The 23,331-nt window shown below is 62.6% G+C and carries 20 protein-coding genes; 11 read left to right on the plus strand and 9 right to left on the minus strand.

Going from position 1 to position 23,331, the window contains the following annotated elements; translation table 11 throughout:
• Positions 1-23 precede the first annotated feature (23 nt).
• The 3 genes from aspS to HPY65_06385 form a co-directional block, all read right to left on the minus strand.
• Complete coding sequence (gene aspS / locus HPY65_06375; GenBank protein NPU84097.1) at positions 24-1,802, minus strand: aspartate--tRNA ligase; 1,779 nt, start codon at positions 1,800-1,802, stop codon at positions 24-26.
• Positions 1,795-3,078 carry a histidine--tRNA ligase gene (locus HPY65_06380; GenBank protein NPU84098.1) on the minus strand — a complete coding sequence of 428 codons (1,284 nt, stop codon included), beginning with the start codon at positions 3,076-3,078 and terminating at the stop codon, positions 1,795-1,797. The genes aspS and HPY65_06380 overlap by 8 nt, the downstream gene beginning before the upstream one ends.
• 123 nt (positions 3,079-3,201) lie before the next feature.
• Entirely contained in the window at positions 3,202-5,754 is a 2,553-nt protein-coding gene (locus HPY65_06385) for a DNA internalization-related competence protein ComEC/Rec2 (GenBank protein ID NPU84099.1), read from the minus strand.
• A 135-nt stretch (positions 5,755-5,889) separates the two neighbouring features.
• On the opposite strand from HPY65_06385, the gene HPY65_06390 reads away from it, so the two are divergent.
• The 5 genes from HPY65_06390 (at position 5,890) to HPY65_06410 (ending at position 11,516) form a co-directional block, all read left to right on the plus strand.
• Complete coding sequence (locus tag HPY65_06390) at positions 5,890-7,584, plus strand: PAS domain S-box protein (protein NPU84100.1); 1,695 nt, start codon at positions 5,890-5,892, stop codon at positions 7,582-7,584.
• A 30-nt stretch (positions 7,585-7,614) separates the two neighbouring features.
• Positions 7,615-8,982, plus strand: a complete 1,368-nt coding sequence (locus HPY65_06395; protein ID NPU84101.1) for a sigma-54-dependent Fis family transcriptional regulator — start codon at positions 7,615-7,617, stop codon at positions 8,980-8,982.
• A 26-nt stretch (positions 8,983-9,008) separates the two neighbouring features.
• Positions 9,009-10,562 carry a carbohydrate kinase gene (locus HPY65_06400; protein NPU84102.1) on the plus strand — a complete coding sequence of 518 codons (1,554 nt, stop codon included), beginning with the start codon at positions 9,009-9,011 and terminating at the stop codon, positions 10,560-10,562.
• Between the two features lie 151 nt (positions 10,563-10,713).
• Positions 10,714-11,205, plus strand: coding sequence for an HIT domain-containing protein (locus HPY65_06405; GenBank protein ID NPU84103.1), 492 nt, complete (start codon positions 10,714-10,716; stop codon positions 11,203-11,205).
• On the plus strand, positions 11,202-11,516 hold the full coding sequence (locus HPY65_06410; protein ID NPU84104.1) for a LapA family protein: 315 nt from the start codon (positions 11,202-11,204) through the stop codon (positions 11,514-11,516). Before HPY65_06405 ends, HPY65_06410 begins: the two co-directional genes overlap by 4 nt.
• Before the next feature lie 96 nt (positions 11,517-11,612).
• Here the strand turns inward: HPY65_06410 and HPY65_06415 are convergent, their stop codons facing one another.
• Together HPY65_06415 and HPY65_06420 are read right to left on the minus strand one after the other, a co-directional pair.
• Entirely contained in the window at positions 11,613-13,643 is a 2,031-nt protein-coding gene (locus HPY65_06415) for a diguanylate cyclase (GenBank protein NPU84105.1), read from the minus strand.
• A 107-nt stretch (positions 13,644-13,750) separates the two neighbouring features.
• Positions 13,751-14,491 (minus strand): arylesterase, encoded by a 741-nt coding sequence (locus HPY65_06420; protein NPU84106.1) that lies wholly within the window; start codon positions 14,489-14,491, stop codon positions 13,751-13,753.
• 39 nt (positions 14,492-14,530) lie between these two features.
• Here HPY65_06420 and HPY65_06425 point away from each other — a divergent pair, with 39 nt between their 5' ends.
• Positions 14,531-15,169 (plus strand): hypothetical protein, encoded by a 639-nt coding sequence (locus HPY65_06425; protein ID NPU84107.1) that lies wholly within the window; start codon positions 14,531-14,533, stop codon positions 15,167-15,169.
• Positions 15,170-15,219: 50 nt separating this feature from the next.
• Here HPY65_06425 and HPY65_06430 read toward each other — a convergent pair whose 3' ends face one another.
• Complete coding sequence (locus HPY65_06430; GenBank protein ID NPU84108.1) at positions 15,220-16,134, minus strand: hypothetical protein; 915 nt, start codon at positions 16,132-16,134, stop codon at positions 15,220-15,222.
• A gap of 67 nt (positions 16,135-16,201) precedes the next feature.
• Between HPY65_06430 and HPY65_06435 the strand changes: the two genes are divergently transcribed.
• Positions 16,202-16,720: a hypothetical protein gene (locus HPY65_06435; GenBank protein NPU84109.1), complete on the plus strand. Its 519-nt coding sequence runs from the start codon at positions 16,202-16,204 to the stop codon at positions 16,718-16,720.
• Here HPY65_06435 and HPY65_06440 read toward each other — a convergent pair.
• A complete protein-coding gene (locus HPY65_06440) occupies positions 16,686-17,174 on the minus strand; it encodes a MogA/MoaB family molybdenum cofactor biosynthesis protein (protein ID NPU84110.1) in 489 nt (162 codons plus the stop codon). The two genes, HPY65_06435 and HPY65_06440, sit on opposite strands and share 35 nt — an antisense overlap.
• Before the next feature lie 2 nt (positions 17,175-17,176).
• Complete coding sequence (fusA, locus tag HPY65_06445; GenBank protein NPU84111.1) at positions 17,177-19,273, minus strand: elongation factor G; 2,097 nt, start codon at positions 19,271-19,273, stop codon at positions 17,177-17,179.
• 225 nt (positions 19,274-19,498) lie between these two features.
• Between fusA and HPY65_06450 the strand changes: the two genes are divergently transcribed.
• Entirely contained in the window at positions 19,499-20,035 is a 537-nt protein-coding gene (locus HPY65_06450; GenBank protein ID NPU84112.1) for a ferritin, read from the plus strand.
• A 75-nt stretch (positions 20,036-20,110) separates the two neighbouring features.
• On the opposite strand, the gene HPY65_06455 is transcribed toward HPY65_06450, so the two are convergent.
• On the minus strand, positions 20,111-21,466 hold the full coding sequence (locus HPY65_06455) for a phosphomannomutase/phosphoglucomutase (GenBank protein NPU84113.1): 1,356 nt from the start codon (positions 21,464-21,466) through the stop codon (positions 20,111-20,113).
• A 210-nt stretch (positions 21,467-21,676) separates the two neighbouring features.
• On the opposite strand from HPY65_06455, the gene HPY65_06460 reads away from it, so the two are divergent.
• From HPY65_06460 to HPY65_06470, 3 genes are read left to right on the plus strand one after another with little or no spacing between them, the layout of a single operon-like run.
• Positions 21,677-22,087: a PTS sugar transporter subunit IIA gene (locus tag HPY65_06460; protein ID NPU84114.1), complete on the plus strand. Its 411-nt coding sequence runs from the start codon at positions 21,677-21,679 to the stop codon at positions 22,085-22,087.
• A gap of 13 nt (positions 22,088-22,100) precedes the next feature.
• Positions 22,101-22,586 (plus strand): PTS sugar transporter subunit IIB, encoded by a 486-nt coding sequence (locus HPY65_06465; GenBank protein ID NPU84115.1) that lies wholly within the window; start codon positions 22,101-22,103, stop codon positions 22,584-22,586.
• Between the two features lie 40 nt (positions 22,587-22,626).
• Positions 22,627-23,325 carry a hypothetical protein gene (locus tag HPY65_06470; protein ID NPU84116.1) on the plus strand — a complete coding sequence of 233 codons (699 nt, stop codon included), beginning with the start codon at positions 22,627-22,629 and terminating at the stop codon, positions 23,323-23,325.
• The last annotated feature ends 6 nt before the right edge of the window (positions 23,326-23,331 follow it).

The raw sequence follows: 23,331 nt of genomic DNA on the forward strand, positions 1-23,331 counted from the left end.
AAAGGGTTCTGCGCCTGGTTGCCTTACTGGACGATCTTCAGCGACAGCTCCATCAGCTGCCCGATGCTCGCCGGCGACGGCGCGTCGGTGAGGAGGCAGGTCGCCTTCTGGGTCTTCGGGAAGGCGATGACGTCGCGAATCGATTCGGTCCCCGTCATCATCATGATGAGACGGTCGAAGCCGAAAGCGAGGCCCCCGTGGGGAGGCGTACCGAATTCCAGGGCGTCCAGAAGGAACCCGAATTTCTGTCTCGCGTCTTCCTCGCTGAATCCCAGGGCCTTGAAAATGAGAGCCTGTACCTCCTGGCGGTGGATCCGGATGCTTCCTCCGCCGATCTCCGACCCGTTGAGCACGAGGTCGTAGGCCCGGGCGCGGACCTTTCCGGGATCCGATTCGAGGAAAGGCAGGTCTTCCATCACCGGCGATGTGAAGGGATGATGGGTGGAGACGAACCGTTTTTCCGTTTCGCTGTATTCCATGAGCGGGAACTCGGTGATCCAGTTGAAGGCGAACCGTCCCGGCTCGATGAGCCCCAGTTTGCGGGCTACGTATATTCTGAGGTTGCCGAGCGAGTCGTGGACGATCCCCGGCTTGTCGGCGACGAAGACGATCAGGTCGCCTTCCTTTACCTCCATGCGTTCCTCCACGGCTTTCATCTCTTCGGGCTTGAGGAACTTGGCGATGGGAGATGTCCAGCCGTCGGGGTTCACCCGTGCCCAGGCCAGTCCCTTGGCGCCGAAATCGGCGACGTAGTCCCTCAGCTCGTCCAGGTCCTTGCGGGACAGCTTCCGGTTGTCCTCGATTTTGATCGCCTTGATCACGCCGCCGACGGAGGCGACTTCCTGGAACAGGTTGAAGCCGCACGCTCGCAGGACGTCCGTCAGATCCCGCAGTTCCAGAGCGAAGCGCGTGTCCGGGCTGTCCTTGCCGAAGCGGTTGATGGCGTCCCGGTAGGGAATCCTCGGGAAGGGGATGGTCAGTTCGATCCCCAGGCACGTCCGCCACAGGTGGGCCATGAAGCCCTCCATGACGGCGATGAGGTCGTTCTCCTCGATGAAGGACATCTCCAGGTCGATCTGGGTAAACTCCGGCTGCCGGTCCGCCCGGAGGTCCTCGTCGCGGAAGCACTTGACGATCTGGTAGTAGCGGTCGAACCCCGACACCATCAGGAGCTGCTTGAAGATCTGCGGCGACTGGGGCAGGGCATAGAACATTCCCGGGTTCACCCGGCTGGGGACGAGGTAATCCCGTGCCCCTTCGGGCGTACTCTTCGTCAGGACGGGCGTCTCCACTTCGATGAAGCCCTGCCCGTGGAAATATTCCCGCGTGGCCGCAGCGGCGCGGCTGCGGAGGATGATGTTATGCTGGAGATTCGTCCGGCGCAGGTCCAGGTAGCGGTAGCGCAGGCGCACGTTCTCGGAGACCTCGGCGTCCGCTTCGAGCGGAAAGGGAGGGGTCTTGGACTCGTTGAGGATCTCCAGTTCGTCCGCCAGGACCTCCACTTCGCCCGTTTTCATGTTCGGGTTTTCCATGCCTTCGGGCCGGCGGCGAACCGTTCCCCGGACGGCGAGGACGAACTCGCTCCGGATGCGGTGAGCCACCTGGTGGGAATCGGGATTCGTCTCCGGGTTGAACACCACCTGGACGAGCCCTTCCCGGTCCCGCAGGTCCACGAAGATGACGCCGCCGTGGTCCCGTCTCCGGTGGGTCCAGCCCATGAGCACAATGGATTTTCCAAGGTCCGCGGCCGATACCTGGCCGCAGTAATGCGTCCTCTTTTGCACGGTAATGAAATCAGACAAGGTCTTCTACTCCTCTTTGCAATGCTTCCATTTTCCCGGTGATGCTCGCAAGGTCGAGAGGAACCGGGGTCTGCGAACTGTTTTTTAAATCCCGGAAGACGCCGCTTTTTTCGGCGATCTCCCGGTCTCCGATAATCAATGCATAACGGCAGCCGAGTTTGTCGGCCCGTTTCATCTGACTCTTCAGGCTTTTTCCTGCGTAATCCATCTCGACTTCGACGCCCTCCAGGCGCAGGCGGTTCGCCAGCTCGAAGGCGATTTTCTGGGCCTCGGCGCCCAGCGCGGCGATGAACAGTGCCGGCGTCCGCCGGAAGTCCTCAGCCCCCCTTGGCATCAGCGAGACGAGGCGCTCGAAGCCGATGGCGAAGCCGATCCCCGGGATGTCCGGTCCTCCCAGCTGCTGCACGAGCCCGTCGTAGCGGCCGCCGCCGACGACCGCGTTCTGGGCGCCCAGGACGTCCGTGGTCACCTCGAAGGTCGTCCGTGTGTAGTAGTCGAGGCCCCGGACCATCCGGTCGTTGATGGAAAAGGGCACGCCGAACAAGCTCAGGGACTCCTGGACGGTCGCGAAATGTGCCCGGCACTCATTGCACAGGAAGTCGGCCAGGCGGGGTGCATGCTCGACAGCGGCCCGGCAGGACTCGATCTTGCAGTCGAAGACCCGCAGGGGGTTGGTGTCGATCCTCCGCCGGCAGTCCCCGCAGAGCTCCTCCTCCCGCCCCTGCAGGTGGGTGACCACGGCCGACCGGAAGGCCGGGCGGCACAGGGGGCAGCCCAGCGAGTTGATCTCGACGTGGGAATTCGTGAGCCCCACCGCTTTGAGGAAGTGGGTCAACATCAGGATCAGTTCGGCGTCCACCCGGGGGTCGTCGAGGCCCAGGATCTCGGCGTCGATCTGGTAAAACTGGCGGTAGCGTCCCTTCTGTGGTCGCTCGCGGCGGAACATGGGGCCGATCGTGTAGAGCCGGGCCACCGGTTCGGCGGCATACAGGGCATGTTCGATATAGGCCCGGACGACCCCGGCGGTCGCCTCCGGCCGCAGGGTCAGCGACTCGTCCCCCCGGTCGGTGAAGGAGTACATCTCCTTCTCGACGACGTCCGTAGTCTCGCCGATCCCTCGGGCGAAAAGCTCCGTTTTTTCAAGTATCGGGATGCGGATATCCCGGAAGCCGAAGGCGTGGAACACCCGGCGTGCCTGCTCTTCGACGAACAGCCACTGGCCTGCCTCGGCGGGCAGGATGTCTTTGAAGCCCCGGATGGCACTGATGGTTTCCATGGCGCAACCAAACCCTTTTTCTCAAAGAGCGGATTCCTAACACAGATGCCAGGGAAAGGCAACCGCATTCTGGGACTGGCCTGGATGGGAGGAGGGCTTTCCCGGGAGCGGGGTGCCGCAGGCTCAGGAAGTCCCTCCGGCCCTCGGGCCGTTCTTCAGAAACGTATCGACCTCGATCTTTCGCCCGTCCGTCGTGACCGTCACGGCGCCGGAGCGGTCCGTCCGGTAGACTGCCGCACCGGCGGCCCGGCAGCGCTCGAGCAGATCCGGATGGGGATGGCCGAAGAGGTTGTCCCGGCCGGCGCTGGCGATGACGATCTTCGGGGCGATGCTCCACAGGAAAGGGAGGCTGCCGGAGGAGCGGGCACCGTGGTGGGGGGCCAGCAGGACCGCTGCGGCGAGGTTTCGTCCCGAGCGGACCAGATCTTCTTCGACTTTCCCCGAGATGTCGCCGGGCATCAGCACGCCGACCTCGTTCAGGACCAGGCGGAGGACAAGGGACGTGTCGTTGGCGTCTTCGTAACGGGATTCCCCGGCGATTCGCTGCCCGGCCGGGCGGGACGGATGGAGGAACTCGAACCGTACGCCGTCGAGGAGGATCGGCTCCGAGGCGGAGTTCATGGTCCGGAGAGCGATGCCCCGGGCATCGAGAATCCGGCGCAGCGGAAGGAAGTCCGGGGAGGAGGCGGCCTCGGCGGTCGTCCAGAACTCCCGGACCCGGAAGTTCTCCAGGATGAAGGGCAGTCCGCCCATGTGGTCCGGGTGGGGATGGGACAGGACGACGACATCGACGCGGAGGATCCGCTCGTGCCACAGGAACGGGGCAACGACCTGCTCCCCCGTATCGAAACGGGACACGCCGTGCACGCCGCCGCCGTCCACGAGAACGCGGGTTCCCCGGGGGAGGCGGAGGAGGGTGGCGCTTCCCTGGCCGACGTCGACGGCGGTGACCCGGAGCGTGCCGGCCCGACGGTCTGCGAGCAGGAGATACGAGCCCTGCAGGAGGAGGAGCAGAACGCAGATCGCGGCGGTCCAGGCGAAGGGGGCTAGCGTTCGGTTCAAGGGGTTCTCCCCCGCCTTGGGAGCGCCGTCAGGCGGCCGGCCCCTTCGTTCGGCCAGGATCTCCAGGGACAGGATCGCGGCGGCCAGGAGGACATAATAAGCGGCCACCTGAAACAGGTCGGGTGTGGGTACGTACACGGACGCCCAGGAGGCGGATGCCAGCGGAGACAGCAGGGCCAGGGAGACTTTGACCAGCAGGGCCGCCGCGGAGGTCAGGACGGCCGCCAGGCCTTCGGAGAAGAAGTACGCCAGGATCAGGAGCGTGCAGAGCGGGATTGCCAACAGACCCAGGATCGGCACGACGAGCAGGTTGGCCGCCATGGCGATCAGGGAGACCCGGCTGAAGTGGAAGGCCACCAGCGGAAGGGTCCCCAGCATGGCCGCCAGCGTTACGGCTGTGAACAGGGAGGCCTGGTAGATGATTATCCGGAAGAGACGGGTGGCGGGAGAGCCCTTTTCCCGGTCCGGTCGGGGAATCCAGAGGGCGAGCCGGGGCGTGACGAACAGGATGGACGCCACGGCGGCGAAGGAGAGCTGGAAGGACACGTCGAAGAGGGACCCCGGCGAGACTGCCAGGATGATGACGGCCGCCAGGGCCAGGGCGTTGTACAGGTCCCGCTCCCGGCCGATCAGGAGGGCAGCCGTGAAGGCCAGCACCATGACGGCGGCCCGGACGACGGAGATGCCCGCTCCGGCGATCAGCGTGAAGGCGAGGACGGGCACAATGGTCAGGGCCATGGCCACGGGGCGGACCGGGAAGGCCAGAAGGAGCTTCTCCGACCGGGACAGCGCCGCCCGGAACAGGAAGAAGAAAAACGCGGCGATGATGCCGATGTTGAACCCGGAGATGGCGATGATGTGGGATGTTCCCGTGCGGTTGAAATCCTCCGTCACATCCTCCGGGATCTCCGTCGCGTCGCCGAGGATGACCGACTGGATCACCTCCCGCTCGGGACCGGGCGCATGCCTGTAGATGAAGTGCTTCAGCCCTTCCCGGAAGGACTCCAGCCGGGCGCGGACGGGGTTTCCCGCACCCCGGCGGATGAGGACGACCGCCGAGGGATCCGCCAGGGAGGCCCGGGCCCGGATGCCCTGCAGGCGGAGACGGCGCTCCGCGTCGAATCCGCCGGGGTTGTAAAAGGAAGAGGGAATCCGGAGGCGGGCACGGAAGCGCAGGTGATCGCCGTAAATGGAATCGCGGGGCGCGGGATCCTTCAGGGAGAGCAGCACCTTGCCCGTTGCGGATTCCCAGGTCCCGCCGCGGAGAGCCTGGGCGGTGCAGACCGTCAGGTCGGTCCTTTCGGGCGTGCGCCGGGGATGCTCGCAGACCGTCCCCTGAACGGTGACCGGCTCCCTTCCCGCAAAGCGGGATACCGTGTCGGGAGGCGGGGTTCCGTAAAGGGCGGCCTGGATGAGGATCGCTGCCGCGACGGCCATCCCGGCGGCCGCCGTCCAGGCAGCCGCCGTGCTCCGGCGGCGGATGCGGAAGACGAGGAGCAGCAGAAGAATGCCGGCCAGTACGGCCGGCATCAGCGCCTCGGGCGGAGCGAAGCGGGAACCGACGAGAATTCCGGCGATCTGGAACGCGAGCAGCGGCGCGAGCGGACGCTTCATGCATCCATTTTACACCATTCCCCGGAAAAGTTCCTGTTGATCGGTAGCTCCTTCCCATAGTAATCAGGAGCACCGCCCGCTTCCCGATGAAAACTCGACGGCGGCCGCCCTGGACGGCGGGAAGGACCCTTCCGGATGACCGAACCGCTTGCGCTGAGAGACGAGAGCACGCCAACCCGACTGCGGATCCTGATGCTTTCCCGTCTCCTCATCACGACGCTTCTCCTGGCGATGTACCTCTACCTGCAGTTTCGGGAGCGGGACCTTCTGCCGGAGATCTCCACTGCCGGCTTCGGGACGGTCATCTTCGCCGGTTACGCCCTTTCGGCCGCCTATGCGATTTTCCATCACTTTCATACCGAAGCGCGCCTGAACGTGTACCTGCAGAGCCTGGGGGACGTGCTCCTGGTGACCGGGCTGGTTCATGTCACCGGCGGCGTCGTCAGCGTCTATGCGGTGTTTTTCCCCTTGATCGTCATCTACAGCGTGTTTTTCCTCGGGCGGGGCGGAGGGATGATCATCGCCTCCGGATGCAGCGTCTGCTACGGACTCCTCATCGACCTGGAATATTACGGCATCATCGCGGTCGAAGAATACGTACATCTCCAGTTCTATGAGCATCGTCCAGGATACGTCTTCACCCGGATCGTGACCTACATCCTGTCCTTCTACGTGATCGCCTTCCTGGCGAGCTTCGTCGTGGAGCGGGAGCGCCGGACCCAGACCCTGCTGGCGGAAAAGGAATCGGCCTTCGATCAGCTTGACCTGCTCCACCGGAGCATCATCGAATCGGTGGACGCCGGGATCGTGACCATGAACCTCCAGCAGCAGGTAAAGTCTTTTAACCGGGCGGCCGCACAGATCACGGGTTTTCATTACCGGGATGTGGAGAACCGGAACATCAACGAGGTATTCCCCGGCTTTTCCCGTGCCGCCGGCCTTACGGAAAACCGCGCCGTCAACGGATATCCCCGCAGCCGCTTCGAGATGCCCTTCCGGGGGAAGGGCGGGGAGCAGATGATCCTGGGATATGCCGTTTCAGCCCTGAAGGACAAGAGAGATCGCAGGATCGGCCATATCCTCATTTTCCAGGACCTGACGGCGATCAAGCAGATGGAGGAATCCGTCGAGAAGAGCCGCCGGTTGGCCTTTATCGGCGAAATGGCCGCCGGGCTGGCTCACGAGATCCGGAACCCGCTGGCCTCCATCTCCGGTTCCATCCAGGTGCTCAAGGACGGTCTCGTCCTTCCGGATGCGGACCATCGGCTGATGCAGATCATCCTGCGGGGACGGGAGCAGCTCGAGAACGTCGTCCGGGATTTTCTCCTCCTGGCGCGCCCGAGTTCAGGGCATCCGGAGTCTTTCGACCCCCGGCAGGTGATTGAAGACGTCATCGAATCGCTGCGCTATGTAACGGACTGGAACGAAGGCATCCAGGTCGCCCGGCATTTCCGGCATTTCGGCAACATCTCGGCCAATCGGACGGAATTCCGGCAGGTCCTCTGGAACCTGCTTCTCAATGCGGTCCAGGCCATGCCCGAAGGAGGCACGCTGACGGTGGAGACGGACATGGCGGAAACGGCTGACGGAAAGCGGTTCCTCCAACTGAGGATCAGCGATTCCGGGCCGGGCATCGACTCATCGGATCTTGAAAAAATATTCGAACCTTTTTATACGACCAAGGAGCGCGGAACGGGGCTGGGGTTGGCCATCGTCAACCGCATCGTGGAGGGGATGGAGGGGCGCATCGACGTGGAGACGCATCCGGAGCGGGGTACGACATTCCGGATCCGTCTGCCCCTCCTGGAGAATGGAACGGTGAGCCCCTGAAGGGCCGTTCCCCGGACAGGAGAAAGGGACATGGCGAAGATCCTGATAGTGGATGACGATCAGGGCGTGCGGGAAATGCTGGAGATCATGCTCGCCCGGGAGGGCTATTCGGTAACCTGCGCCTCCGACGCGGACAAGGCGCTGAACCGCTGTCGAAAGACCGCCTTTGACCTCGTCATCACAGACCTGAAAATGCCCAAGATCGACGGGATCGAGTTTATCCGCCGACTCAAGGACGTCGCTCCGGCCACCATGGTCATCCTGATCACCGCGTATGCATCCCCCGAGACGGCCCTCCTGGCCATGAAGGAGGGGGCTTATGATTACGTGGAAAAGGGATTCGACTTCGAGGATCTCAAAACGATTGTCCGGAACGCCCTCGACAAGAAGGGGGTCCGAACGGAGGACGCCCGATTCCTCCAGCATCTGGAGGACATCGTTTCCTTCGGCGACATGATCGGGAAAAGCCGGGAGATGCTCAAGGTTTACGGAACCATCAAGAAGGTTGCGGAGACCTCCGCGAACATCCTGATTCTGGGTGAGAGCGGGACGGGCAAGGAACTGGTGGCGAAGGCGATTCACGAGCACAGTCCCCGCCGGAAGCTCCCCTTCGTGGTGATCAACTGCGGCGGCATCCCGGAGAATCTCCTGGAGTCGGAACTGTTCGGCCACATGAAGGGCACCTTCACGGGCGCCCTGACGGACAAGCCGGGGCTTTTCGAGATCGCCCGGGGGGGCACGGTCTTCCTGGACGAGATCGCCGAACTGTCTCCTTTCCTCCAGGTAAAGCTTCTCCGGGTCGTCCAGGAAAAGACCTTCCGCCGCATCGGCGGGGCCGAGGAAATCCGGGTGGATGTCCGGATCATCTCCGCGACCAATCAGGATCTGTCGAAAAAGGTCGGGGACGGGACATTCCGGGAGGACCTCTTCTACCGTCTGAACGTGATTCCCATTCACCTGCCGCCACTCAGGGAACGGAAGGAAGACATCCCGGCGCTGACCCAGTTCTTCATCGAGAAATACTCCCGGGCCTTCGGAAAAGAGGTCCAGCGCATCTCCACGTATGCCATGGAGCTGCTCATGGACTACCCCTTTCCGGGCAACGTCCGGGAACTGGAGAACATCATCGAGCGCAGCATCGCCCTGGAGACGTCGAACATCATCCTGCCGGAAAACCTGGTCCTGTCGGGGAGCGCTTCGGGACAGGCGCTGCCGGTCATCGATATCGACATCCCCTCGGAAGGGATTCTGCTCAATGACGAGCTGGCGGAGATCGAGCGCCGGATCATCCGGAAAGCGCTCCTGATGACGGAAGGCTCCAAGACGAAGGCCGCCGAGCTTCTGCACGTAAGTTTCGATTCCCTGCGGTATCGCATGGAAAAACTGGGCATCGCCTGACAGGGAGGCGAAAGAAAGGATACCGGATGAGCGAAGGCCCCTTCATCCTTGCCATCGACAACGGAACGCAGAGCGTTCGCGCCCTGCTGTTCGACCTCAGGGGGAACCTGGTCGCCAAGTCGCGGGTTCTTCTGGAGCCGTATTTCTCGGAGAAGCCGGGCTGGGCGGAGCAGGATCCCCGTTATTACTGGGACCGTCTGTGTCAGGCCTGCCATGAGCTGTGGAGGCAGAAGGCCGTTCCGAAGGAAGCCATTCGGGCCGCTGCCCTGACCACGCAGCGGTGCACGGTGATCAACGTCGACCGGGAAGGACGGCCGCTCCGGCCCGCCATCGTCTGGCTGGACCAGCGGCGCACCGAGGGGCTCAAACCCATCGGCGGCTTCTGGGGTGCCGCCTTCCGCGTCGCCGGCATGACCGGGACCGCCGCCTATCTGCAGGCGGAGGCCGAGGCCAACTGGATCAAGACCCACCAGCCGGACATCTGGAAAAAGACGCACAAGTTCCTCTTCCTGTCGGGATATCTCACCCATTGCCTGACGGGACACTTCGTGGACTCCGTGAGCAGCCAGGTGGGATACGTTCCCTTCGACTACAAGCGGCTGCGCTGGGCGTCTTCGTGGGACTGGAAATGGCGGATCCTGCCGGTGGAGCCCTCCATGCTGGTGGATCTCGTTCCCGCCGCCCAGACCCTGGGAGAGATTTCCCCGGAGGCCGCGGAGGCGACGGGCATCCCGGCGGGCCTTCCCCTCATCGCCGCAGCGGCCGACAAGGCCTGCGAGGTGATCGGGGCGGGCTGCCTGGAACCGGATGTCGCCTGCCTGAGCTACGGGACGACCGCCACCATCAACACGACCCACCGGAAATACCTGGAGGCCATTCCGTTGATCCCGCCCTATCCCTCGGCCGTTCCGGGGGCCTACAGCCAGGAGATCATGGTGTATCGGGGCTATTGGATGGTGAGCTGGTTCAAGCGCGAGTTTGCCGACCGCGAGCTTGCCCTGGCCATGGAGAAGGGCGTGGAGCCCGAGATTCTGTTAGACGAGCTGCTCCGGGAGTCACCCCCGGGGGCGCAGGGGCTGGTGCTCCAGCCTTACTGGTCGCCGGGCGTCAAGGTTCCCGGCCCGGAAGCGAGGGGCGCCATCATCGGTTTCGGTGACGTACACAACCGGGCCCATGTCTATCGGGCCATCCTGGAGGGCGTTGCCTATGCGCTCCGGGAGGGGAAGGAGCGGACGGAAAAGCGGAGCGGCATTCCCATCACGGCCATTCGGGTTGCCGGAGGCGGCTCCCAGAGCGACGGGGCCATGCAGCTGACGGCGGACATCTTCGGTCTGCCCACGGCGAGGCCCCACATCTACGAGACATCGGGCCTCGGTGCCGCCATCGACGCCGCCGTCGGCGCGGGATTGCATCCCGATTTCCCGACGGCGGTCCGGGAAATGACCCGGGTAGGCCGGGTCTTCGAACCCGATCCCGCCACCCATCGCCTTTACGACGAGCTTTACCGGCGCGTCTACTGCCAGATGTACGGGCGGCTGAAGCCGCTCTACGAGGAAATCTGCAGGATAGCCCGGCTCTGACCGGGATACGAAACCGGCGATCGCCTGGGAAATCCAGCCCGCAGAGAGGTCGCAGGCGCACCGCGAAGAAAAATATCCTTGTCTTTTTGACGGGTATCGCTATAATCCAGCGCCGGTCCGGCAAAGTCGGAGAGGCCGGGAAAAGGTTCCGATGGACGTTCAGTTTGCCCCCTGGCGAATGGCCTATATCAAGGGAGAAAAGGCGAAAGGGTGCGTCTTCTGCAAAGAGGAGGCCCGCGAGGACGATCTTCTGCTCTGGGAGGGAACGACATGCCTCGTGATGCTGAACCGCTATCCCTACAACAACGGGCACCTGCTGGTGATGCCGGTCCGCCATGTCGCAAACATCGAGGACCTGACGGGAGAGGAAAAAACGGAGCTGTTCGATCTGCTGGACCGCTCCGTGCGGGTCCTCCGGGATGCCCTCGGTCCGGAGGGGATCAACATCGGCATCAACCTGGGCCGGGCGGCCGGCGCCGGCGTGGAGGACCACCTGCATATCCACGTGGTTCCCCGCTGGTCGGGAGACACGAATTCCATGACGGTGGTGGGCGGAATCCGGATCATTCCGGACAGCCTTACCGGGACCCGGGACGAATTGAAGCCCCGTTTTGAAAAAGCCGCTTCCGGAGGCGTGAGATGAAGGTAGTCTATATAGTCCTCGTCCTGCTGTTTGTGCTCCTGGTTGTCACCTTTTCGCTGCAGAATCAGACGGACGTGGTCATTCAATACTACGACCTGATTCCGAAAGTCTCGATCGCAACGTATATGATCATCTTCCTGTCTTTCCTCGTGGGCGTCATCTTCACGGGATTCCTTGGGGTCATCGAGCGCTTCCAGCTCAACCGCACGATCACAAGGCTCAACAAGCAGATCCGGGAACTGCGGCGGGAGATCCGGGCCAGCGAGGCCCCACCGGTCATCGAGGAGGGGAACCCCGAGAGCAAGCCGTAAAGAAAAGCAGGAAAATGCCGGAACGAAAAAGGGGAACGGATTGAAATCTGTTCCCCTTTCAATTGGTTACGGCAAGGAGGAACCGGCCTCCTTCTGTTACAGCCCGATCTTCTCCTGGACGCTGCACATCGCCGCGAGGGACAGTTCGACGAACTCGGGAAGCGGGATCCCAATTGTCTCGCATTCCAGGATGTTCTCCCGCCGGACGGAGGCCGCAAAGGCCTTCTCCTTCATCCGCTTCACCACCGATTTCACCTTGACGCTTGCCACCTTCCGGTCCGGCTGGACCAGGGCCGTCGCAGTGATGAGGCCGGTGATCGTTTCGCCGGCCGCCAGGGCGTGATGGAAATCCGTCTTCCGCGGGAGCTTCGAGGCCGTCTCGTTATGCCGGAGAATGGCGTCGATCATCTCCGGATCGTATCCCCGTTCGCGAAGGATCCTCTCCGCCTCGATGCCGTGGCGGGTCAGATCGCCCCCCACTCGTTCGATATCCAGGTCGTGAAGCAGGCCCGCCATGGCCCACAGGTCTTCATTTTTACCCAGGCGACGGGCCAGGGAGCGCATCACCGCCTCGGAGGCGTAGCTGTGGGCGAGCATCCGCTCGTCCGTGACGTGAGCTTCCAGCAAAGAAACGGCCTCTTGACGGTCCGGGATCATGACTCCGCCTCCTTCCCTTTTGAGAGACGTCATGCCTGCACCGGCCTGCCGCCGCCGGGGCTGTTCTTGATTTGCCAATGACAGGCAGACCCGGTCTTTCCCATGGCGTTTTGCCTCGTACATGAGCGAATCGGCCCGGGTGATGAAGGATCGGGATTCCTCCTCCGTCTCGCACTGGGAGATGCCGATGCTGATGGTCTTGTGAACCGTTTCACCGTTCCGGGGCCGGAAGGCATGGGCCCGGAAGTCCGCCCGCATCCGTTCGGCCATGACGGCGGCCTGGTAGGCCGTCGTTTCCGGCAGGAGAACCACGAACTCCTCGCCTCCGTAGCGGCAGGCGATGTCGGATTTCCGGGTGCACCGGCGGATCGCGGCACCCAGCCGCTCGATGACGCGATCTCCCTCCATGTGACCGTAGGTGTCGTTGAAGACCTTGAAATCGTCGATGTCGATCATCATGAGGGAGAGGGACCTGCAGTAACGCTGGGAGCGCGTCATTTCCAGGCCCAGCGAGTTGTAGAAGTGCCGCTGGTTGTAAAGCCCCGTCAGGTTGTCGGTAATGCTCAACTCCTCCAGGCGCTGGACGCTCTCCCGCAGGGCAGCCTCCATCTGCCGGCGCTTTGTGATGTCCCTGGACATGCCCTGCAGGGCGATGATTTCCCCGTTTTCATTGCGGATGCCCCGCATCACGTTCTCGATCCAGAGGACGGAGCCGTTTTTGTGGTAATACTCCATTTCGATCGTTACGGACCGGTCCGGATCGACGCCGGGCTGACCGTCGATCTCGAGCTCGTGGGCCAGACGCTCGAAGGCCACTTTCAGGGATTCCGGAGTGATCTGCTCCTCGACGGTCTGCTGGTAGCGCTCCTCCGGGGTATAGCCGAGGACGCGGAATATCGACGGGCTCACGTACGTCGTCTTCAGGTCCAGCCCCTGCGTCCACAGGATGTCTCCCATGTTCTCTACGAGGAAACGGAGCCTCTCCTCGTTTTCCAGGAGGGCCTGCTCCATTTTCAGCTGCTCCGTGATGTCCCGCCCCACTGCGTGGTAGCCGGCAAGATTCTGTTCCCCGTCGAAGAGGGCGATGAACGACCACTGGTGGCAGTAAATTTCGTTGCCGACGGCGATCCGGTACTCTGTCGTGATGGCCGGTTGTTCCGGTGTCAGGGACTCGTGCTGCGACCGTGCGAGCTCCCGACTTTCCTCCGGGATCAGGTCGTAGACGCTTCGCCCGATCAGGTCCCCCGGAGACCTGGAAAAGCAGGAGCAGAAGGAATCGTTGACAAAGGTGAGGGTGCCGTCGGGGAGGCAGTGGATGATGAGTTCGTTTAGCGGTCCCGAGGAAACGGCACGGCTCTCGATCCGTCGTTTTTGGGAGCTTGTCGCGGCCGGCGGCCGGAAGGTCGATTCCGCAGTCTCCCCTTCCCGGGAAGCTCCCGGGACGTAGACTCTGTCATGTCGGTCGCTCATTGTAATATCTGCTATGAAATCAAGTATTTGTCGGTTGTGTGGCGTGCGGTTGTTTGCTTACTTATCGTGGCAGGCCGGAGTCGTCAACGGAAAAATGTCGAAAACATTCAAGGAACGGCGCCGTGCTTCCGGAAAAGCTGCACTACGGCGCCGGCGACCTTCGCATATCCTTTTCCGTTGGGGTGGATCAGGTCCCCCTTGAGGCTGCCGTCGGACAGGACGTCCTTCAGCACTCGCTCCTCCAGGGGAATTTTCATCTCGTCGGCGATTTCCCGGTACAGGGCGGGCGGATTCAGGAAAGGCCCCGGCGCCGGAACGGCCAGCAGGACCACCGCCGCCTTTTTTTCCCGGATCAGGGAGATCATGGCGCGCAGATTCCGTGCCGTCTCGCGGGTATCCATCCTCCGGAGCAAGTCGTTTCCGCCGTGACAAAGAATCACCAGGTCCGGTTTTATTTCAGCGAGGACGGTGGGGAGCCTCCGGAGTCCTTCCGCAGATACCTCGCCCGGGACACCGGACCGGATGACCCGAATCTTCAGGAGTCCCTCCAGGATTTCCGGGTAGCTCTGTCCGGGGTCCGCCCCGTTGCCGGCGGTGAGGCTGTCGCCGAAGGCCAGGATCGTCTTGCCGGAATCGAGCCGCGGCAGCCGTTCCGCGTCTCCGCAGGAAACGAGAAAGGCAGGGAGAAGAAGAATAATAAAGAGTAATACCAGCGAAAAGGCCTGCCGTCCCCGCGGTCCCGACGAGGCGGAGCAAGGCGCGGGCCGGCATCGGCGGCTTCCCGTTGCGGAGGCGGGGGCATTTCGGGTAGAGGAAGAAAGCGCTTCATCACCAGAACGGGAACGCAAGGCCCCGGCTGTTGACGGAGGGGGAAAAAGGAGAGGACGATGATTCTGTATGCTGTGGCGGATGTTCATGGGAGAAAGGAAAACCTGGAGCGAATCGAAGCCGTCGTTCGGGAGCGGAAGCCGGATATCCTTGTCGCCGCCGGTGACGTGGCGACCCGCCGGAACGCCGCGCTTGTTCTGGAGCGGCTGAATGCGCTTTCCATTCCGGTTCTGGTCGTCCGCGGAAACATGGATCCTCCCGATTTTGACGGGGATGTGGCGGGATACCGGAATATCCGTTCCCTCCACCGGAGCGAAGTCGTGACCGGGGGCGTCCCTTTCGCCGGGATCAGCGGCACGATTCCCGTTCCCTTCCGCACCCGGATCTCCTTTCGGGAAGACCGCGAACTCACGGAGCTGAAGCTGCGGGTCCGCCGGGAGACGGTCCTGGTCGCCCATCCCCCGCCGCTGGGCGTCCTCGACCGGGCCTTCGGTTTGCTGCACGCCGGTTCACCAGGCCTTCGCGATTTTGTCCGGCAAACGGAGCCGCGTCTTCTCATATGCGGGCACATCCATGAAGCGGCCGGTGCGGAGCGGATGGGACGAACCCTGGTCGTCAACGCCGCCATGGGGCGAAGGGGGGGCGGGGTGCTGATCCGCCTGGGAGCGGATGGAGACATGCAGCTGGAATGGCCGTGAAGACTCGGGCGGCTGCCAGTGCTGCTGCGGACCGGCTCCCGAGGTTCGGCCTAGTCCTCCGGCAGCCTCTCGTGCGGTACGTCCAGCCAGTTGCCCGAGGGGATCGGTTTCATGCCTCCCGGAGTTCCATCGTACAGGTACGCCCAGGCCGCATAGGAGTTTCCGTCCTCGGCCCGGACCCTGATGATGGCGCGCCGGAAGAGAGAGCCGGTGGAGCCGTAACGCCGGACGGTCTCGACGATGTCCAGCATCTCGAAGGCCTTTTTCAGGTCCACCAGGGGGTAAAGCTCACCCTGAACCTCCTGTCCCTCGCGTTCCGCTGGGAACATGGCCGGGAAACCCTTCTCGCTTTTGTAGATGACTCCAGGGGCCTTTGCCCGCATGCCCGCCCGGTGGTCGCACCAGTGCTCCAGGATGTGGTGCCGGACCTCTCCTTCCATCAGGGTGCCGTATACGAAGAGCTTGTCGATATACCACGGGGGCTCCTTCCCTTGGGAAACCGGCCGGAGCATGAGATCGGTGAATCCGTGTGCGGCAAGCCCCTCCTTGACGATCCCGACGTACTCCGCCGTGGGCTTGACGAATCCGCCCTCCGTCAGGGAGGTGTCGACCTGGTATGTGACGGCGGAATGCTCCCGCCCGTCCTCCGTCAGGGCGACGACGTCGAGATGCTTGTAGTCCCGGGGGGCGCTTACCCTCCGGTCCATGATCTTCCAGCCCTCGGGCGTCATGTGGTATAAGACACCCGGGGTGGCCTGGCCGAGCCGGTGGCGGATGTTGAGGGAACCGCCCTCCCGGACGGGAGAGGGAAGGTTGAAAACGATCTGCGAGTCCGGCAGGTAGGCCCGGGCGAAAACCGGTCCCAGCGGGTAGGGCTGGTTGTTTTCCCGGCACCACCGACGGACATCCGCCTCGTTCATGTTCACACCGTACGAAAAGTAAAAAATATCCTGCCCAGATTCCATGTGATTCCCCCCCGTTGAAGGGCTCCCGCCCATGATGGAGGGGGAATATAGCACAAGGGAAGACGGATTGGAAATCTCTTCCCTTTCAGGAGGTGCGGGTGTGGCGGCGGGCGGCGCTGTGAAACTGATTGTCGATGGGAATCTCGGGAAACTGGCCCGCTGGCTGCGGGCCCTGGGGTGCGACACGGCGATCCATGAGGGCCGCGCGGACCGCTATTTGCTGCGAAGAGCGCTCCTGGAAGACCGGATTGCAGTCACGAAAAGCCGCAGACTGGCGGCCCGGCCGTTCCGGGGTCGGTTGATCCTGATTGCGGCGGATCGCTGGGAGGAGCAGCTTGCGGAGACGGTGTCCTCCCTCGATCTGTCTTTCGACGCTCGCGCCGTCCTGGGGCGCTGCCTGGACTGCAACGAGACCCTGTCGGAAGTGGAAAAGAGCACCGTGGAAGGCTTGGTTCCCGCCTACATTTTCGAAACGCAGGCGGCCTTCCGGAGATGCGGGCGCTGCGGACGGATCTTCTGGGCCGGGAGCCACGCGGAGAGGATGCTCCGCGTCATGCGGAGCCGCATTCCGTCTCGTCTCCCTTGATTTTCTCCACGGCGTGGGGAAGGGCCGGCAGAAGCACCTCGAGATTTTCCCGGGCACCCCGGGGACTGCCGGGGAGGTTGACGATCAGCGAGGCGCCCCGGATGCCGACCACGGCACGGGAAATCATGGCGTGGGGGGTCTTTGCCGCACTGGCCCGGCGCATGGCCTCCGCCATGCCGGGGATCTCCTTGTGGATCACCGCGAGCGTCGCATCCGGCGTCACGTCCCGGGGGCTCACCCCCGTCCCGCCGGTCGTGACGATCAGGTCCAGCCTGTCCTCATCGGCGAAGCGGATCAGGGCCTCCTTGATCTTCTCCGTCTCGTCGGGCACGATGACCGTTCGCTCGATCCGGCAGCCGATCCCCGCGAGCAGGCGGGCCACCTCGGGTCCGCTCAGATCCTCGCGTTCGCCTCTCGATCCTTTGTCACTCATTGTGATGACGCCGGTCCGAATGATCACTTCTCCGCTGCTTCCTTTTCCTTCTTCGCCTCGGCGATCACCTTCTCGGCGATCTGTGCCGGGACTTCCTCATAGTGCGAGAATTCGTAGGTGAAGGTTCCCCGGCCGCTCGTCATGGAGCGCAGGTCCGGGGCGTACTTCAGGATTTCCGCGAGAGGTACGCTGGCCTTGACGATCTGGTTCGATCCCCTCGATTCCATTCCGAGGACGCGGCCGCGGCGGGAGTTCAGGTCGCCGATGATGTCGCCCATGTATTCGTCGGGGATCTCGATGTCGATGTTGACGATAGGCTCCAGCAGGGTGGGTTGACACTCGAGGACGGCCTTCTTGAATCCCATGGACCCGGCGATCTTGAAGGCCATTTCCGACGAGTCCACCGTGTGGTACGAGCCGTCCACGAGGGCGACCTTTAGATCCACCGTCGGATAGCCTGCCAGGACCCCTTCCTCCATGGCCTCGATGATGCCCTTCTCAACGGCGGGCCTGTACTGCTGGGGCACGACGCCGCCGACGATCTTGTCGGCAAACTCGAAGCCGCCTCCGCGGGGAAGGGGCTCCACGTCCAGCCAGACATCGCCGAACTGACCGCGCCCTCCGGACTGCTTCTTGTACCGTCCCTGGATGCCCATCCTTGGCTTCTTGATCGTTTCTTTATAGGGAACTTTGGGGGTCTTGAGGATGACCTCAACGCCAAACTTCCGCTTCATTTTTTCGACGGTGACCTCGATGTGGACCTGGCCCGTTCCGGAGAGAATCATCTCCTTGGTCTGGTCGTCCCGGCGGTAGGTAAGGGTCGGGTCTTCTTCGATGAGCCGGTTGATGGACGACACGATCTTTTCCTCGTCACCCCGGGACTTGGGCTCGATGGCAAAAGACATGACCGCCGGCGGCGGGGTAATCCGCGGCAGGATGAAAGGGGATTTCTCGAGGCAGAGGGTGTCTCCCGTCAGGGTCTCCTTGAGCTTCGTGACGGCTGCGATGTCGCCCGGTACGAGGGGGTCTTCCGTGGGTTTCTGGGTTTTGCCTTCGAGGAAGAAGATGTTTCCAAAGCGTTCCGTGCTCTTCCGGGTCGGGTTGAAGAACGTAGCGTCGGAGGTCACCGTTCCCGAATAGACGCGGAAGATCGTGACCCGGCCGGCATAGGGGTCGGCGATGGTCTTGAATACCCGTGCCGTGAAGGGAGAGGTCAATTCCGGCGTTCTTTCCTCCGGCTCCTCCGTTCCGGGTTTCGTTCCCGTCATCGCACCCCGGTCCAGGGGTGATGGGAACAGCCGGACCATCAGGTCCATCAGGAGGGCGGTGCCGATGTTCTTGAGGGCGGATGTGCAGACGACCGGGATCATGGACCCGGAGAGCACGCCCTTCCGGAGTCCCCGCTGGAGTTCCTCTGCGCTGAGTTCTCCAGCTTCCAGGTACTTGTCCATGAGGGCCTCGTCCGTCTCGGCGATGTCTTCCACCATGCTGCCCCGGTATTTTTCCACCTGGGCGGCCATGTCGGCGGGAACCTCCGCCGGTTTGAAGGTCCCTTTCCCTTCGTCAAAGAGGAAGGCCTTTCCCGCCACCAGGTCCACGACGCCCTTGAAGGACGCCTCCGTGCCGATGGGCAGCATCAGGGAGGTGACTTTCCGGCCGAGTTTCGCACGGATGCTCTCGACGGCCTTTGCGAAATCCGCCCGTTCGCGATCCATCCGGTTGATGACGGCGATCCTGGGCAGTGCATACTCGTCGGCGTATTCCCAGGCCTTGATCGTCTGGAATTCGACGCCGCTGACGGCGTCGATGACCACCAGGGCCGCGTCGGCATGGGCCAGGCAACCCACCATGTCATAGGCAAAATTGGAGTCCCCCGGGGAGTCGAGCAGGTTCACTTTGTGTTTGTCCCACTCGAAGAAATTCACCGCGGTGTTGATGGAACTGCGCCGTTTGTGCTCCTCCGGCTCGAAGTCCATGGATGAGCTCCCGTCGTCCACGCGGCCGAGGCGCTCCGTCTTGCCGGATACGAAGAGGAAAGACTCGCAGAGCGTCGTCTTGCCCGTTCCTCCGTGCCCCGCAACGGCAACATTCCTCAACGCTTGTGACTCATATTTTGCCATGGTTTCTCCTTTCAGATTCAATGGAAGGGTCCTGTCCGAAGACCCTGGTGTTTAGCCAAGATCGGCGCGCCAAGTCAAGACAATTTTCGGCGGAGGAGGAGGGAGGGAACATTGACAATTCCCGGCCGCCGCTTATGTTAATCCGGCATGAAAAAACAGGGGGAGGAGTCCGGCCCGGACGGTTTCGAATGAGAAAAAACGAGTAAAAAAAAAGGAGGCCCCGCAATGATCGGCAAGAAAGTGCACCAGGCGATGAACGAGCAGATCCGGCATGAACTGGAGTCATACTACATTTACCTGTCCATGGCGGCTTATTTCCACAGCCAGAACCTGGACGGGATGGCCCACTGGATGCGCTGCCAGGCCCACGAGGAAATGATCCATGCGATGAAGTTCATGGACCACATCCTGGACCGCGGCGGAGCGGTCAAGCTCCAGGACCTCAAGCAGATCAAGACATCCTGGCCGTCCGTTCTTGAGGTCTGGCAGGATACCCTGGCCCATGAGCAGTTCATCACCGGCAAGATCCACGGGATTGTCAAAACGGCCCGGGCGGAGAGCGATTACGCCTCCGACACGCTTCTGAACTGGTTCACGAAGGAGCAGGTGGAGGAAGAGGCGACGGCGGAAAAGGTCCTCCGTCAGATCGAGATGATCGGCCACACGAAGGAAGGACTCTTCATGCTGGACAAGGAACTGGGAGCAAGGATGTTCCCGGCCGGTTCGCCGCTGGACCCGGCGGCGTACAACCTGGCGACTTGAGCGGGCGAAGTGCCATCCGGCAAGAGGGGGTGCGGATTTGAAATCCGTCCACCCCTTTTGCCGTTTTGGGTGGTGTCAGGACATGGTTCGCTTCACTTCTTCGAGCGTTCCCTCGATCAGGGACCGGATTTCCCGGAGGCGGTCTTCCGTCGCCGCCTCGAAGCGCAGAACCAGGACCGGCTGCGTATTGGAGGCCCGGATGAGGCCCCAGCCGTCGGCGAAGGGGATCCGCACGCCGTCGATGTCGATGACCTTGTAGGTTTCGGCGAAGCGGGCCTTCACTTTTTCGACGACCCTGAACTTGAGTTCGTCAGGGCAGTCCACGCGGATCTCCGGCGTGGTGAAGGTCTTCGGCACGTCCGCCAGGAGGGCGCTCAGGGAGGCGCCGGCGGAGGAGACGATCTCCAGGAGCCGGGCCGCCGCATAGATGGCGTCGTCATAACCGAAGTAGCGATCCGCGAAGAACAGGTGGCCGCTCATTTCCCCCGCCAGCAAGGCCTTTTCCTCCTTCATTTTGCCCTTGATCAGGGAATGGCCGGCCTTCCACATGATGGGCCGCCCGCCGTGCCGGGCGATGTCGTCATAGAGGTTCTGGGAGCATTTCACCTCGCCGATGATCGCCGCACCGGGGTTCTCTTTGAGGATGAAACGGGAAAAGAGGAGCAGGAGCTCGTCTCCCCACAGGATCCGACCGTCGTCGGTGACGGCTCCGATGCGGTCTGCGTCCCCGTCGAAGGCAATGCCGAGATCGGCGCCTTCCCTTTTCACGAGGGAAATCAGGTCCCGCAGGTTTTCCGGCACCGTCGGATCGGGGAAGTGGTTCGGGAACCGCCCGTCGGGCTCGCAGTGGATGTCCGTAACGCGGCATCCCAGCCGGCGGAACAGGGGCAGGGCGAAGAGGCCCCCCACGCCGTTTCCCCCGTCGACAACCACGGAGATGCCTTTCCGGACCGCCACGCTTCCGAAGAGATGATCCTCGTATGCCCCCGCAACGTCCCCGGTCGTCGCACGGCCTTCTCCCCGGTCGTATCGGCCCCGCTCCATGATGCGGCGCAGTTCCTGAATGTCGTCCCCGTAAATCGTATCGGGACCGACACAGATCTTGAATCCGTTGAATTCCGGAGGGTTGTGGCTTCCGGTGACCATGATGCCGCCGTCCGTTTTCAGGTGGCGGATGGAGTAATAAAGGATGGGCGTCGCACATAGGCCCACGTCGATGACGTCGATGCCGGTGCCGAGGATTCCCCGGGCCATCGCTCCGGCATAAGATTCGGAGCTGAGCCGGCAGTCCCGGCCCAGGGTCATCGTCCGGACCCCCCGCTGCCGGGCGAAGGTCCCGATGGCCTGCCCAAGCTCCTGGACGAATGCTGGATCCAGGTCCCTGTCTACCAGGCCCCTGACGTCGTATTCCCGAAATACCTCCGGATTCATGCGTATCTCCTTGCTGAATCAACGTGTTGCGGGTGGCGCTGTCCCCGACCTGAAAGGCCGCGGGGATGCACGTGAAGAACCGCGAAAACACGAGCTTCTACGTTGAAAAACGCGGCTCTGTCAAGGGGGATTTGGAGGGCCGTTAGGCCTTGACAACAGCGGGTGAATCCATTAGCGTAGCGCCCCGATATAACCCAATGGGAGTGCAACATGATCGGCGTGCTGATTACAACCCATGGCGACCTCGGCAAGGAGCTGATCAAGGCCGCAGAAATGATCAAAGGTCCCATGAAGGGCGTCCTTCACATCCCCATCGACCAGAGCAAGGGCGTCGAAGAGATCAAGAAGGAGATCAGTACCGCCATCAAGAAACTCGACCAGGGCAAAGGGGTCCTGATCATGACGGACCTCTTCGGCGGCACCCCTTCCAACATCTCCCTCTCCTTCATGAAAGACGGGAAGGTGGAGGTCGTCACCGGCGTCAACCTCCCGATGATGCTGAAGCTCGCCGATATCCGCGAGACCATGAGCCTGAAGGATTTCTCCTGTTTCATCAAGGATTACGGGAGGAACAACATCTCCCTGGCCAGTGAGATCCTGAACAGGAAAGTCAGCACATGACGGGTTTCCGGACATGGACATCGTCCTGGTGAGAATCGACAACCGTCTGGTCCACGGCCAGATCATCGAGGCATGGGTTCCCTTTGCCCGGGCCAATTGCATCATCGTCGTCGACGACCACGTGGCGAGCGACTTCTTCCGGGAGACCGTCATCAAGATGTCCGTCCCCCGCGACATCGAAACCCTGATCAGCAGCGTCGATGAATTTCCGCGAAACATGGAGCGGGTCGAGAGCAAACGCAAGGCGATCATCCTGTTCTCTTCCCTGAAGGATGCCCTGCGGGCGTATCATGGCGGATTCCACTTCGAGCGCCTGAACATCGGAAACATCCACAACGAGGAATGCATCCATCAGTGCGCTCCCTCCGTTTTGCTGGGGGAAGAGGATCTTTCCGCCATTCGGGAACTCGTGCGGGATGGCGTCCACGTGGATGTCCGCCGCGTTCCGAGGGAAAAACCCGTCGACATCCGGGACATCCTCGGCAACGAGACCCCCTAGCGCCTCCTTTCCGATTTGTGGATGCCCTCCGGAGGGACCCGTGCACTGGAAAATCCTTCTCATTGCCGTGACCGGCGGATCGATGTGCCTGGACCGGATCGTTCTCCAGGCCATGATCTCGCGTCCCGTCGTGGCGGGGACCCTTGCGGGCTGGATGCTGGGGGATTTTACGACGGGGCTGCTCGTCGGGGCTCTGATGGAGCTCTTCTGGATCGACCACCTGCCCATCGGAACCTACATCCCGCCCAATGAGACCATCGTAACCATTCTGGCCGTTTCGTCCGTCATCCTGACCAACCCCGTTTCGTCCGGAGGCGTCCCGCGGGAAGCCGTCGCCCTTTCCCTCCTTCTGTTTCTCCCCGTCGCCTACCTGTCCCAGAAAGGGGAGCATGTCCTTGTCATGCTGAACGAAAGGCTGGCGCGGCAGGCCGTGACGGCCGGGGAGGAGGGCGACCTCAGGGCCGTTTCCCGGCTGCATTGGCGGGCTCTCGGGCGCTACTGGCTGCTGTCGGTCGGGCTCATTGCCGTCCTGCTGGCGGTGGGCGTTCCCCTGCTGGAATGGCTCCTGGCGCACCTTTCCACGCCCGTTCGCACCGCCCTGCAGTTTACCTATTTCCTGTTTCCTGTCGTGGGAATCGCCGCCGCCCTGAAGGCCTTCTCGCAGAAACGGGCGCTTCACGTGTTCTGCGCCCTCTACCTGGCGGCAGTCCTATTCCTGGAGCTGCTACAGATCGTCTGAACCGGA

It is taken from the genome of Syntrophaceae bacterium (genome assembly GCA_013177825.1).
Classification (GTDB): domain Bacteria; phylum Desulfobacterota; class Syntrophia; order Syntrophales; family PHBD01; genus PHBD01.

What these genes read in the sequence shown, in the direction of transcription:
- HPY65_06410 (NPU84104.1), top strand. Translation starts at nt 11,202, where the DNA reads ATGAAGGTAGTCTATATAGTCCTCGTCCTGCTGTTTGTGCTCCTGGTT.
- HPY65_06415 (NPU84105.1), bottom strand. Translation starts at nt 13,643, where the DNA reads ATGAGCGACCGACATGACAGAGTCTACGTCCCGGGAGCTTCCCGGGAA.
- HPY65_06390 (NPU84100.1), top strand. Translation starts at nt 5,890, where the DNA reads ATGACCGAACCGCTTGCGCTGAGAGACGAGAGCACGCCAACCCGACTG.
- HPY65_06395 (NPU84101.1), top strand. Translation starts at nt 7,615, where the DNA reads ATGGCGAAGATCCTGATAGTGGATGACGATCAGGGCGTGCGGGAAATG.
- HPY65_06400 (NPU84102.1), top strand. Translation starts at nt 9,009, where the DNA reads ATGAGCGAAGGCCCCTTCATCCTTGCCATCGACAACGGAACGCAGAGC.
- HPY65_06450 (NPU84112.1), top strand. Translation starts at nt 19,499, where the DNA reads ATGATCGGCAAGAAAGTGCACCAGGCGATGAACGAGCAGATCCGGCAT.
- HPY65_06430 (NPU84108.1), bottom strand. Translation starts at nt 16,134, where the DNA reads ATGGAATCTGGGCAGGATATTTTTTACTTTTCGTACGGTGTGAACATG.
- fusA (NPU84111.1), bottom strand. Translation starts at nt 19,273, where the DNA reads ATGGCAAAATATGAGTCACAAGCGTTGAGGAATGTTGCCGTTGCGGGG.
- HPY65_06425 (NPU84107.1), top strand. Translation starts at nt 14,531, where the DNA reads ATGATTCTGTATGCTGTGGCGGATGTTCATGGGAGAAAGGAAAACCTG.
- HPY65_06460 (NPU84114.1), top strand. Translation starts at nt 21,677, where the DNA reads ATGATCGGCGTGCTGATTACAACCCATGGCGACCTCGGCAAGGAGCTG.
- HPY65_06465 (NPU84115.1), top strand. Translation starts at nt 22,101, where the DNA reads ATGGACATCGTCCTGGTGAGAATCGACAACCGTCTGGTCCACGGCCAG.
- HPY65_06385 (NPU84099.1), bottom strand. Translation starts at nt 5,754, where the DNA reads ATGAAGCGTCCGCTCGCGCCGCTGCTCGCGTTCCAGATCGCCGGAATT.
- HPY65_06455 (NPU84113.1), bottom strand. Translation starts at nt 21,466, where the DNA reads ATGAATCCGGAGGTATTTCGGGAATACGACGTCAGGGGCCTGGTAGAC.
- HPY65_06405 (NPU84103.1), top strand. Translation starts at nt 10,714, where the DNA reads ATGGACGTTCAGTTTGCCCCCTGGCGAATGGCCTATATCAAGGGAGAA.
- HPY65_06380 (NPU84098.1), bottom strand. Translation starts at nt 3,078, where the DNA reads ATGGAAACCATCAGTGCCATCCGGGGCTTCAAAGACATCCTGCCCGCC.